13 protein-coding genes are annotated in these 11726 nt (G+C 39.7%); 9 read left to right on the forward strand and 4 right to left on the reverse strand.

Going from position 1 to position 11726, the window contains the following annotated elements; translation table 11 throughout:
• Positions 1 to 21: 21 nt before the first annotated feature.
• Entirely contained in the window at positions 22 to 2013 is a 1992-nt protein-coding gene (locus tag AABI99_RS10655; protein ID WP_338365726.1) for an ATP-binding protein, read from the reverse strand.
• A gap of 111 nt (positions 2014 to 2124) precedes the next feature.
• Positions 2125 to 2616 carry an N-acetyltransferase family protein gene (locus AABI99_RS10660; RefSeq protein WP_338365727.1) on the reverse strand — a complete coding sequence of 164 codons (492 nt, stop codon included), beginning with the start codon at positions 2614 to 2616 and terminating at the stop codon, positions 2125 to 2127.
• 82 nt (positions 2617 to 2698) lie between these two features.
• Here AABI99_RS10660 and AABI99_RS10665 point away from each other — a divergent pair, with 82 nt between their 5' ends.
• The 6 genes from AABI99_RS10665 to AABI99_RS10690 all read left to right on the forward strand — a co-directional run bounded on the left by AABI99_RS10665 (position 2699) and on the right by AABI99_RS10690 (position 8159).
• Positions 2699 to 3268 (forward strand): glutathione peroxidase, encoded by a 570-nt coding sequence (locus AABI99_RS10665; RefSeq protein WP_338365728.1) that lies wholly within the window; start codon positions 2699 to 2701, stop codon positions 3266 to 3268.
• A gap of 79 nt (positions 3269 to 3347) precedes the next feature.
• Positions 3348 to 3629, forward strand: a complete 282-nt coding sequence (locus AABI99_RS10670; protein WP_055014157.1) for a peptidylprolyl isomerase — start codon at positions 3348 to 3350, stop codon at positions 3627 to 3629.
• A gap of 54 nt (positions 3630 to 3683) precedes the next feature.
• Positions 3684 to 4262 (forward strand): glutathione S-transferase family protein, encoded by a 579-nt coding sequence (locus AABI99_RS10675; protein WP_338365731.1) that lies wholly within the window; start codon positions 3684 to 3686, stop codon positions 4260 to 4262.
• Positions 4263 to 4279: 17 nt separating this feature from the next.
• Positions 4280 to 4630, forward strand: a complete 351-nt coding sequence (locus AABI99_RS10680) for a DUF2750 domain-containing protein (RefSeq protein WP_338365733.1) — start codon at positions 4280 to 4282, stop codon at positions 4628 to 4630.
• A 133-nt stretch (positions 4631 to 4763) separates the two neighbouring features.
• Positions 4764 to 5444: a hypothetical protein gene (locus AABI99_RS10685; RefSeq protein ID WP_338365734.1), complete on the forward strand. Its 681-nt coding sequence runs from the start codon at positions 4764 to 4766 to the stop codon at positions 5442 to 5444.
• Between the two features lie 141 nt (positions 5445 to 5585).
• Positions 5586 to 8159, forward strand: a complete 2574-nt coding sequence (locus AABI99_RS10690; RefSeq protein ID WP_338365735.1) for a M1 family metallopeptidase — start codon at positions 5586 to 5588, stop codon at positions 8157 to 8159.
• Positions 8160 to 8213: 54 nt separating this feature from the next.
• Here AABI99_RS10690 and AABI99_RS10695 read toward each other — a convergent pair whose 3' ends face one another.
• Positions 8214 to 8579: a hypothetical protein gene (locus AABI99_RS10695; protein ID WP_338365736.1), complete on the reverse strand. Its 366-nt coding sequence runs from the start codon at positions 8577 to 8579 to the stop codon at positions 8214 to 8216.
• Between the two features lie 63 nt (positions 8580 to 8642).
• Positions 8643 to 9515, reverse strand: a complete 873-nt coding sequence (locus AABI99_RS10700; RefSeq protein WP_338365737.1) for a hypothetical protein — start codon at positions 9513 to 9515, stop codon at positions 8643 to 8645.
• A 116-nt stretch (positions 9516 to 9631) separates the two neighbouring features.
• On the opposite strand from AABI99_RS10700, the gene AABI99_RS10705 reads away from it, so the two are divergent.
• The 3 genes from AABI99_RS10705 to yjjG all read left to right on the forward strand — a co-directional run.
• Entirely contained in the window at positions 9632 to 10531 is a 900-nt protein-coding gene (locus tag AABI99_RS10705; RefSeq protein ID WP_338365738.1) for a phosphoribulokinase, read from the forward strand.
• A 63-nt stretch (positions 10532 to 10594) separates the two neighbouring features.
• Positions 10595 to 11137 (forward strand): inosine/xanthosine triphosphatase, encoded by a 543-nt coding sequence (yjjX, locus tag AABI99_RS10710; RefSeq protein WP_338365739.1) that lies wholly within the window; start codon positions 10595 to 10597, stop codon positions 11135 to 11137.
• Positions 11137 to 11726 (forward strand): pyrimidine 5'-nucleotidase (gene yjjG, locus AABI99_RS10715; protein WP_338365740.1); only part of this gene is annotated, 590 nt, incomplete at its 3' end. The genes yjjX and yjjG, both read left to right, overlap by 1 nt.

Below are 11726 nucleotides of genomic sequence, written 5' to 3' on the forward strand. Positions count from 1 at the left end.
AAACATTAATTACGCAAATACTCAGCTATCTTGTACTACCAGCTTTTCATCTGCTAAATGCTCATCTAAATCTATTTCTAGGGGTACCTGAATCCTAATTGTTGCACCACCATCGCTATTATTACTTGCCGTAATTTCACCTTGATGAAGCGCTACAAATTCTCTACAAAGCGCAAGTCCTAAACCTGTACCACCAGCACCACTGTTGGTTTTACTGCTTTGTACAAATTTAGTAAACACGTGCTCTAATTCATCCTCAGGTATACCTATTCCGTTATCTATTACATCAATAGTGGCGCTGTTTTGATCAGCCATTAAATTCACTTGAATACGGCTCTTAGGCTCACTAAATTTAAGTGCATTGCCTAATACGTTGCGCATTAGCTGATTTATTTGCTCCTCATCACATTGCACAACAACGGGTCCGGGTTTTGAAAAAATAATTTCAATTTCTTTTTCCATAGCTGTGCCCGACACATCATCAATGCTGGTTTTTATAATACTGTCAATATTGTAAGGACGAGGGTTAAACGGAAACTTACCTACATCCAACTTAGACAAATCAAGTAAATTGTTTAATAACGACAGTAAGCGCTCACCACTGCTTTCTATACGTGATAAGTATTTTAAAAGTTTATCTTTGGCAAAGTCGCCGGCCTCTAACTTGCTCAGACCAAATCGAGAAAAACTTAGTATAGAGTGCATAGGGGTACGTAGCTCATGAGACATATTTGCTAAAAACTCTGATTTACTTAAATTAGCCGCTTCAGCTACATTTTTGGCGTGCTCTAACTGAGAAGTACGCGCGCGTACTTGCTCTTCAAGTAGGTCTTTAGCTTCTAAGAGTAATTCTTCTTTTTCTTTTAAATGTGTGACATTTTTAAATATAACCGCTAACGCTATTTCGCCATGGTGGTCAATTTCGTTAAATGAGCCAACCAGTGGAATATACCCGCCTTCTGTTTTTTGCACGCGTAAGTCGCTGCTAAATTGGCGATTACGATTAAGTGTGCTGATTTTATCTTTAATTTCAGCACTTGACTCTTCATCTAAAAATTCGAATACAGAAAAACCAGCCAACTTATCAAAAGGAAGATTGAACAGCCTTAAACACGCATCATTTGCTTCTATTACTTTACCGGTGCGTTCAAACAACATAATTGCATCTGGTGTGTTTTTATAAATAACTTGTAGTAGGCTGTCTTTTTCAATTAACGCATCAACAGTATCTTGTAAACGCTCTACAAGCTCGGCATTTCGGCGTTTTAAAAGCTCTGTTTGCCACAATTTATGTACCGATTGTAGTAGTACGTTATCGGTTAGAGGCTTTATTAAAACATCTTCAACCCCTTTACGAATCGCCTCAATCATTGAAACTTGCTCAGGGCGTGCAGTAAATAATAAGCAGCGACAATCTGGCTGAGACATTTTAATAGCAGAAAAAATATTTAAACCGGTACCATCTTCAAAGCTAAAGTCGCTAATTAAAATATCTATACTATTATCATTTGCCACTGCCACTGCCTCTGTTGCGCTGGTTGCGGTTAGCGTTTTGATATGCGCGCCGACTAAATTACTTTTCATTTTTTCAAGGCGATCAGGTATGTGATCAACAAGTAAAATAGTAGGCAGTTTTAAAACATGGCTAGAGCCAAGCTCTAAGAGGTTTTCTAGTAATGAAGTAATTTCTTTATTGGAAAAAAACGGATAAATAACCGTTGCATCTGGTACAAGTTTATTAAGCTCACTAAAGGCGGTAAGTTGTTCGCCGCTTTCGGCTTTAGGGGCAAGTAAAACACAGCGGTCTTGTGAGATTGTTTGAGCTAACGACTTTACTACTTCACACGGTACTCCGTAGGCACCAATTACCAAATCGTACTGGCTGGTGTTAGAGTATAAATCGATCATAGAGTAATGAACGAGCTCAGCCTCACAACCTATTAACTCTAGTAAAACTTTTACTCTCATTGCGATAACACTGCTGCTATCTACAATTAAAATTTTTCGACTCATTAAGCCACACTATCGTAAAAAATTTATATGTTAATAGCGTAGCTTATAATTTCTTAGTTGGTATAGGATGTTAGACTTAATTTTGATTTTTTTTACCGAAAAGCTCCACAACTATTTTGGTAGATGCTTGCCGAAAATAGTTAAGCTATAGTGTGTATTGTCCATTACCGCGATATTTGGCAACTCTCCCCATACGCTAAAACCAAAATGCTTGAATAATTTAATACTTGGTAAGTTATGGCTAAATATAAAACCAAGCAATACATCAATTTTTAGCTGTTTAGCCTCTTTTTGCGCAAACTCCATCAGCTTTTTACCAAGCCCTTGACCTTGTGCCGCTTTGGTAATATAGATACTTATTTCTACGGTGCCATCATATGCGGGACGCCCATAAAACGATTTATAGCTTAACCAAGCAAGTACTTGACCATTTTCGCAATAAACATAAATCGGGCGTTTTTTAGAGTGGCTATTAAACCACTCAAGCTTACTTTCTACAGATACTTCCTCAGTATCGGCGGTCACCATACGCGAAGCGATGGTTTCGTTGTATATTGCTACAATGGTAGGTAAATCTTCGATAGTGGCTAATCGTGTAGTCATAAGCGCTTAATATTGTTGATCACTTTTGTGCATATTAGCGTAAGATAGACCAGTCAAACAATTATAAATTTAGGCGTTGAGTATGTTAAAAAAAACGTTACTGGGGCTGAGTATTTTTATTACCAGCTTAAGTGCCCAAGCAAATGACACATTACCCCACAAACAACAGCCACAATGCGAAGACTTTACAAATGTTGAGTTTCGTAAACTGCGTTCGAAAGAATCCTTAAACTTATGCCAATTTAAAAACAGCCCTTTACTTATTGTAAATACGGCAAGTAATTGTGGTTTTACATCTCAATTTGAAGGCCTTGAAAAAGTACACCAACAATACAAAGACAAAGGTTTAGTGGTATTAGGTTTTCCATCTGATGATTTTTTTCAAGAAGAAAACGATGAAAAAGACATAGCAAAAGTGTGCTTTATTAACTACGGCGTCACTTTTAATATGTTTGCCACCAGCGAAGTACGCGGCACTGATGCAAACCCACTATTTAAACATTTAAACGCACAAACCAGCTCACCTAACTGGAACTTTTATAAATACTTAGTATCGGCTGACCGTAAAACCATTAAACGTTTTAACAGTAAAGTTGCCCCTACTTCAAAGGAATTAATTGATGCCATCGAAAATACGCTACTCATCAATTAAGTTTATACTGGTACTGCGCGTTAAAACTAACTAGACTTACTTTAACGGTAAAATACATCAACTTTAAACAGGAGATTTTATGGCAGTGGCAAGTGCAAGGCACATTTTAGTAGACAGCGAAGCAGAGTGCTTAGATTTAAAAGCTAAGATTGAACAAGGCGAAGACTTTGCAGAGCTTGCAAAATCCTATTCAAACTGCCCTTCTGGTCAAGACGGTGGTGCACTGGGCGAGTTTGGCCCGGGTATGATGGTGCCTGAGTTTGATAAAGTTGTATTTTCAGCGCCCATTAACCAAGTACAAGGTCCTGTACAAACACAGTTTGGCTATCACTTACTAGAAGTGACAAGCCGCTCAGAATAACGTTGAGTTATCACAATATAAAAGCCGCTTATGCGGCTTTTTTTAGGAGCTATTATGAAACTGATAGGATCTAACCCTTCTCCATTTGTGCGCAGAGTAAGAATGTGGGCAGAACAAAACAATGTTGACTTGGCGCTAGTAAATCTCGATATTTTTTCTGAGCAAGACCGCCCTACCTTAGCCAGTAACAATCCCGCAAGTAAAATACCGGTTTTAATCGATGGCGATTTAACGCTAAGCGACTCAACTATTATTTTGCGTTACCTTATCGCCAAGGCTGAAAAAACACCACTAACTTGGTCGCAAGAACACCTACTTAATATTATCAACGCGTGTAACGACTCGTTAGTAGAATTAGCACTTAGCAGACGCTCAGGATTTGATACTAGCGACGATAAATTATTTTTTAATCTGCAAAACGAACGAGTTGCACAAACATTGAGCTATTTAAATAGTCATTTAAACGATGATGAATTTAAAGGCTGTGAATGCCTTAACATCAGTTTATACTGCCTACTTGATTGGATTTGCTTTCGTGAATTAACAGACTTTAGCCAGCACGCTGCTTTAGTCAGTTTTTATAACGACTATGGCACGCGTCAAGCTGCAATAAGCACCGATCCTAGACTCTAAACAAATAAGGTAAACACATGAGCGATATTGAAATTGAATCACAACTAGTTAGCTTTGTAGAAAAAGTACGTTTAAGCGAGCAAGTGTGGGCGCTAGGTGGTGACGACGGCGGCTTTGTAGTGTGCGAATCTAACCAGTTTGCTGAAACAGATGTACTGCTTTTATGGGAAAGCGAAGAGGCAGCAAAGGCCCAGTGTAAAGAAGAGTGGCAAGAGTTTACACCCGTAGAAATTAATTTAGATGAATTTTTAGATGAGTGGGTAGAAGATTTAAACGAAGACAAAGCACTCGTGGGTTTAAATTGGAATGACGACCAAGTGTGCCTAGAAATAGAGCCCGTTGGCTTAGCACGCGCACTCAGCGAATAATTGTCATTAATTAGTCTATAGTAACAACACCTGCTTATTTAAGCGGGTGTTTTTTTTATAGTTAAATCGTTACTCGCATGTTTATCTGTTTTAAGTATAAAATATAACATGTGATTTATTTCAAGGGATTACGTTGAAAACCCATCTTGGTCGCCGCCCTTTTTCAGCTATGGAACTACACACACTTTATAGTGGCTATATTTACAGCGACTTTAAAGTAGCAAGAGAGCAAGCAAAGCATTGGCATTTTTGGCTACCGCTTATTGCCTATTACAGTGGTGCCTATAGTGATGAAATTGGCTGCTTAACGCTTGATGATCTTGAAGTTAAAAACGGGATCCTTTGCTTTAACTTCCATACTCATGGAAAGATAAAATCACGTTTAGTCCCGGTGCATCAAGCCTTAATTAATGCAGGGCTTAACGAGTTTATTGCGTTTGTTAAAGCGCAAAACCACCACCGCCTGATGTTTGATTTACCGGCTAAGTCTGGCCGTTACAGCGAAAAAGTACGCATTTGGTTTACCGGTGAAGGCGAACGTGCGGGTTATTTGCAAAAATGTGCCATTCCTACTGTTGATCAGCTCGGTATGAAAACAGCTATTAGTAGCCTACGACTTAATTTTGAGCAGCAAATACGTATTTATGCACTCCAGGCGGGCTCAAAGGATACATTTAATTATTTAATGGGCTTTAACGAGTACCCACACGAAAAGTTTGATGATATAGCGCTACTTAACTCAGTAATACAACAACTACGGATCATTAATCCGCAGCTTCATTGGCAACGCTTTAAACAACGCCAAAGTCAGTGACATTAATTGTTACTATTTTAAATACAAGTTATCTCTTTATTAAATTACTCATTTAAGAAAAACTGTTAGGATGTCTAAATCTCAATGGTATATAAATACCTCTTTGAGTTATTTTCTAACAACAACAATCTAGGGATCACTATGTTTTTGAAAAGCCTATTAACAGTAAGCGTTGCGTTAGCAATGACTACTGCCCACGCTAACGAATTCGTTATCGAAAAGCTTGCTAAACCAAGTTCGCAAAAGGTGTCGTTAGCACTCGACCCAAGCCAAGATACCTTTACAGGGATGACAGAAATAGCCCTAGAAGTATTAAAACCAACTCACTACATTGAACTTAATGGTCAGGCTTACGCCGTTAAAATGGCACAACTGCTAGGCGATGAACGCTGCGACTTAAGTAGCGAAATGCTAAAAACAGAAAAAGTGAAATTTAGCTGTGATGAGCAAATTCAACCGGGTAAGTACACCTTGAAAATAGATTTTTCGGCGCCTTATAATCGCCAAAGTGTTGGTTTGTACAAAACGATAGATCAAGGCACGCCATATTTATTTACCCAGTTTGAAATGAATGATGCACGCCGTGCATTTCCGGTATTTGATGAACCAAGCTATAAAATACCGTTTCAGTTAACGATTACCGCACCCACATCGCAAAAAGTCTATGCTAATACGCCAGAACTAAAAACAACAGTAAACGGCGATATGACTACACATTACTTTGATAAAACGCCACCAATCCCCTCTTATTTAGTAGCCATGGCTGTGGGGCCTTTTGAAGAGCTTGAAATAACAGATATGCCAATTCCGGGACGCGTTATCACTCCTCAAGGTAAAATTCATTTAGCCGATTACGCTAAAGAGAACATGCCAAAAGTACTTGCTGCACTTGAGGCTTATTTTGGCATTCCGTATATTTACAAAAAGCTTGATTCGGTCGCGGTTCCGGAGTTTCCTTTTGGGGCAATGGAAAACTCGGGCCTAGTCACCTACCGCGAAGATATATTGCTGGTTGATTTAGCCGCTGCAACACGCAGCAAAAAACAGCGTAATGTATCAATTATTGCCCATGAGCTAGCCCATCAGTGGTACGGTAACTTAGTAACCATGAAGTGGTGGAACGATTTATGGTTAAACGAAGCATTTGCTAGCTGGATGGCGGCAAAAATGACTAAACAGCTTAATCCAGAGTTTGAATCACACCTTGATTTACCACAAAACAATGTGATGGCACTGGATGCTCGCTTAAGCACTAAACCAATTCGTAAACCAATTAAAACCGAAGCCGATATTATGGATGGTTTAGGACTTGCCTACAGTAAAGGCAGTGCAGTACTCGCTATGGTTGAAAACTGGATTGGTGAAGAGGCATTCCAAAAAGGCATTCAAAGTTACTTAAAAAAATTCTCATATAAAAATGCCGAAGCAGCCGACTTATGGGAAGCACTTGGTAAAGCGTCTAATAAAGATGTTGCGAGTGTTTTAAAATCATTTATTGAGCAGTCTTCTTTTCCGCTTGTAAATGTAAAACAAGACGGTAAAAACATTACGATATCGCAAAGTCGCTTTGCTAATGCCGGTGTAGATGCCCCTGCACAGCTTTGGAATGTCCCCGTTGGGATAAAATATGGCGCTGGCGATAAAGTAAAAACAGCCAGTATTTTACTTAATAAGCAAAGCCAAACCTTAGCACTTGATTTTGAGCCAGAGTGGATTTACCCCGATGAAGGTGCGCTTGGTTATTACCGCTGGGTAATGGACGATGCACAGTTTGATTCACTTATAAAACATGCGCCGCAAGCACTTAATGATCGTGAGCGTTTAGCTCTGATCTCTGCAACGGATGCACTACTTGATGCAGGTGTCATATCGGCGGCTAAGTTAATGCAAACCCTAGAAGTGTTTGTAAGCGATGATCATCCTCGTGTTGCCAATACTGCGCTGGGCTATTTAGTTTCGCAAAAAAATACCTTCAAAGATGACAGCAACGAAGCGTTATGGCCTGAATTTATTCGCAGTGCGGTAATGCCTGCAGCTAAAAAATACTCACTTGAAGCACAAGCTGGCGAAGACGGTGCAGTATCACAACTACGTGCGGGTGTGGTTTCATTACTCGGCTTTGATGGCGAAGATCAACGTGTGATCAGCAAAGCAAAAGAGCAAGCACAAGTGTACTTAAACGATCCGCAGAAAGTGGATCCGTACCTAGCAGCTACTTACCTAAAACTTGCCGCCTATCATGGTGATAAAGCCTTACTGGATCAATTTATTACAACTTTTAAAACCACCAAAGATCCACAAGTACGCACTAACATGCTTGCGGCTATGGGTTTTATGGGTAAAGCCCAATTACAAAAGCAGGTATTAACATACACCTTAACCGACGAAGTTACTGCATCTGATATGCGTACGGTTCTGGCGGGTCAAAGCTATAGTGAGTCGCGCCAAGCACTCTTTATTGAGTGGATATACAACAATTACGAAAAGGTAACACAAAGCTTACCGCCGTTTTTTGTGCCTAACTTACCGTACTTTACCACTGCGCGTTGTGATGCCGAAAGTTTAGCCACCACGCAAACATTCTTTAAAGATAAACTTGAAGAAACACCTGGCTATGCACGTACCTTAAGCAAGCTTGAAGAAGGCACTCATGACTGTATTGCGCTTAAAAAGCGTGAACTGGCATCTGTGAATACCTTTTTGAAAAGCAAATAAGCTTAATATGCATAATTAAAAAAGCCGCTGAGTTATCCACTCAGCGGCTTTTATTTACCCGTTAATAATCTGCGTTAGCTTGGCAATAAAGTCTTTTGCTGCTTGCTCTGAGTTAATTTTACAGGCCACGCCATAATGAATCGGCTGCGCACTTTTATGAATTCGTGTAGGAAACCGCGTCATCTCGCTACTATGAAAGTAGCCTTGTACACGCGTTACCTCATCAATTACCGCAAAATCATCACTAAACACCTCAAAGGCTGGACGAATAATTATTTTACCTTTACCCGCTTCGCTGTGGGTATAAATTGCTTCTTTAGAATGTGCTAACATGTACTCAGCAATATTTTTAATTTTAAAGTTGCTTCTGCACTTTAACTTAATAAGATGCTCTGTTAACTCATCTGAACTATACGCCACGTGGTGATCCCTTTACTGTTTAATTGTGCATTAAATTAGCCTATACGCGCTGCAAAGTCCGAATTATTTTACATCGCATACAAAGGCAAGTTTGTCGTTTTTATAACTCATTCGCGTTATATTTGTCTCGCAATACGGGCTCAAATCAAGCCATTGTGATACCTCATTAGAGCCATTTAATTTACGTTGATACACGCGATTTTTAACAGCATATGCCAGCGTTTCATCGTCTTTTAAAATAAAGTCTTGAACCTGCTCTGGCAACCTGAGTAAATCTTCTACCTGCTTAGATTGTGGGTTAAAGTTGGCTAAAATATGCTGATCATTTTTTATGTAACTAAATAAAAATGTGGCGGTTTTACTGTTATAAATAAGCGTACGCCCTATGTTATTTGCTACCACCTCGCCTTTTGCCGCTGCAACCGACGTATATTGCAATGTATGTGGCTCACCTAAAATAAACATCACTAAGTCACTTTGTTCGCCCCACGCGTGGTAGCCTACAGGTTCAATCCAATCAAAAATACGGCTAGGTGCCTTTGCAGTATCGAGTGAGTATTGCCATAACTTTTGTTTAGTATCTTGCTCTACCACAATGGCCGATAAACTTTGTTTTGAGGGCATCATAGTGGGCGAATATTCGCTTACCGGCGTATTTGTTATATTGCTTATTTGTTTTGTTGCTAAATCATAATAAGCAATATCGGTTTGACTTTGCTCGCTTGAAATCACTTCATGGGTGAAATAAAGACCTTGGTCTGTTAAAAAAGGTTGATTGTTATAGCTGTTTTTGCTGCTCACTATACTTACTTGCATACCGTAAGGTGTATTTAAATCAGCAAGTAATATTTGGCTTTTAGGCATGCTGGCCTGCGCTGTAGCAATGCTTAGCGCCGCTAAAGAGATTAGCCCAAGCCATGGTTTAATAAGTTTCATGCTTTCTCTCGTTTTAATTTTAAGCACCTCATGATAACGTTATTTGCCGATGGCGTCACTTGACCTAAGTCAGACAACTCTTTATAACTGTCTTGGTCCTAAAAAAGAGAAAATACATGTCAGCTAAACATCCTATTATTGCTATAACCGGTTCGTCAGGTGCAGGAACAACCACTACCACCAATGCAATTAAACACATTTTTCGAAGCCTCAATATTGATGCGGCTTTTATCGAAGGAGATAGCTTTCATCGTTACACACGCCCGGAAATGGATAAAAAAGTACGCGAAGCCCAACAAGAAGGTAAGCACATTAGCTACTTTGGCCGTGAAGCCAATGATTTTGGTGCATTAGAGACTTTATTTAGTAATTACAGTGAAACTGGCCAAGGGAAATTACGCAGATACTTACACACCTTTGACGAAGCCGTCCCTTACAATCAATTACCTGGCACTTTTACCCCTTGGCAAGATCTTGAAACAAATACAGATCTGATGTTTTACGAGGGCTTACACGGGGGCGTGGTTGATCAGGATCATGATGTAGCTAAGCATGTAGACTTGTTAATAGGCATGGTGCCTATTATTAACCTTGAATGGATCCAAAAATTGATCCGCGATACGCAAGACCGCGGTCACTCTCGCGAAAAAGTAATGGGCTCAATTGTACGCAGTATGGATGACTACATTAACCATATTACGCCGCAATTCTCGCGTACGCATATTAACTTTCAACGTGTGCCTACCGTTGATACATCAAATCCATTTAGCGCAAAAGATATTCCATCTCTCGATGAAAGCTTTGTGGTTATTCGCTTTAGAGGAATTGATGACGTTGATTTTCCGTATTATTTACAGATGATTGAGGGCAGCTTTATGTCGCGTATAAATACCCTTGTGGTGCCAGGCGGTAAAATGGGTTTAGCTATGGAGCTGGTACTTACTCCGCTCATTAAAGACATTATTATCAAAAAACGTGCGCTTGAAAACCTAGCCCCATTAGATATCCCTATCTAATCCTGCTTTTATGATTAACCTAACTAACGTACACTGCTGCTTTTGCTAACAGTGAGGGAAAACGTGTCGCACTCATTAAAAATTATTGTGGGCTCTAAAAACCCAGTAAAAATTAACGCTGCAAAACATATTTTTGCAATGTACTTTCCTAATTATGACATTGATTGCCAAGGCATTGATGCTCCCTCTAATGTGCCCGATCAACCCATTGGCGAGGAACAAACCCGTATAGGTGCACAAAACCGAGTCGCTTATTGTAAAAGCATGTACCAAGCAGATTACTACTGTGCAATGGAAGGTGGTGCAGAGCAATTTAGTTATGGTGCAGCAACCTTTGCCTATGTTGTTATTAACAATGGGTCAGAGCAAGCGGTTGGACGCAGCAGTAACCTGCCGTTACCACAAGTGTTATATAACGCGCTATTAAACGGCCAAGAACTGGGCGATGTGATGGATAAAGCCTTTAATACCCACAACATTAAGCAAAAAGGTGGCGCTATTGGGCTTCTTACAAATAATCACGCAACGCGTGAAAGTACTTACACTCAAGCACTCACTTTAGCTATGGCGCCTTTTTTACACCCGAGCCTTTATCAGGACAATTAATGAAATACAGCTATGTACTGTTTGATGCAGACGAAACACTATTCAGATTTGATATTTTAGCGGGTATGACCCGCATGTTTAAAGCCTACAACATTGAGTTTACCCAAGCTGATTATGCGCATTATCAAAAAACCAATAAGCAACTGTGGTTAGATTATCAAGATGGGAAAATTAGCGCCGATTACTTACAAGTCACTCGCTTTAATGAATGGGCTGCAAAATTAGATGTACCAGCAAAAGAATTAAACGATGCATTTTTAGATGCTATGGCGCAAATTTGCGAGCCTTTACCCGGCGCCCTAGAGCTATTAAATAAACTAAAGCCACATGCTAAATTAGGTATTATCACTAACGGGTTTGCCCGCTTGCAAACAGTGCGCTTAGAACACACAGGTTTAAAAGAGATGTTTGATTGGCTGGTAATATCGGAGCTGGTAGGCATAGCAAAACCTAATAAAGCTATTTTTGAGCACACATTTGAGCTAATGGGTAACCCTGACAAAAGCCAGATCTTAATGGTTGGTGATACTGCCTCAAGCGACATACTTGGCGGTAATAATGTTGGTATTGATACCTGTTGGCTACAACA

The organism is uncultured Pseudoalteromonas sp., assembly GCF_963922945.1.
Taxonomy (GTDB): Bacteria; Pseudomonadota; Gammaproteobacteria; order Enterobacterales; family Alteromonadaceae; genus Pseudoalteromonas.

Coding starts and splice junctions, on each gene's coding strand:
- AABI99_RS10655 (WP_338365726.1), bottom strand. CDS start 2,013: ATGAGTCGAAAAATTTTAATTGTAGATAGCAGCAGTGTTATCGCAATG.
- AABI99_RS10660 (WP_338365727.1), bottom strand. CDS start 2,616: ATGACTACACGATTAGCCACTATCGAAGATTTACCTACCATTGTAGCA.
- AABI99_RS10665 (WP_338365728.1), top strand. CDS start 2,699: ATGTTAAAAAAAACGTTACTGGGGCTGAGTATTTTTATTACCAGCTTA.
- AABI99_RS10670 (WP_055014157.1), top strand. CDS start 3,348: ATGGCAGTGGCAAGTGCAAGGCACATTTTAGTAGACAGCGAAGCAGAG.
- AABI99_RS10675 (WP_338365731.1), top strand. CDS start 3,684: ATGAAACTGATAGGATCTAACCCTTCTCCATTTGTGCGCAGAGTAAGA.
- AABI99_RS10680 (WP_338365733.1), top strand. CDS start 4,280: ATGAGCGATATTGAAATTGAATCACAACTAGTTAGCTTTGTAGAAAAA.
- AABI99_RS10690 (WP_338365735.1), top strand. CDS start 5,586: ATGTTTTTGAAAAGCCTATTAACAGTAAGCGTTGCGTTAGCAATGACT.
- AABI99_RS10700 (WP_338365737.1), bottom strand. CDS start 9,515: ATGAAACTTATTAAACCATGGCTTGGGCTAATCTCTTTAGCGGCGCTA.
- AABI99_RS10705 (WP_338365738.1), top strand. CDS start 9,632: ATGTCAGCTAAACATCCTATTATTGCTATAACCGGTTCGTCAGGTGCA.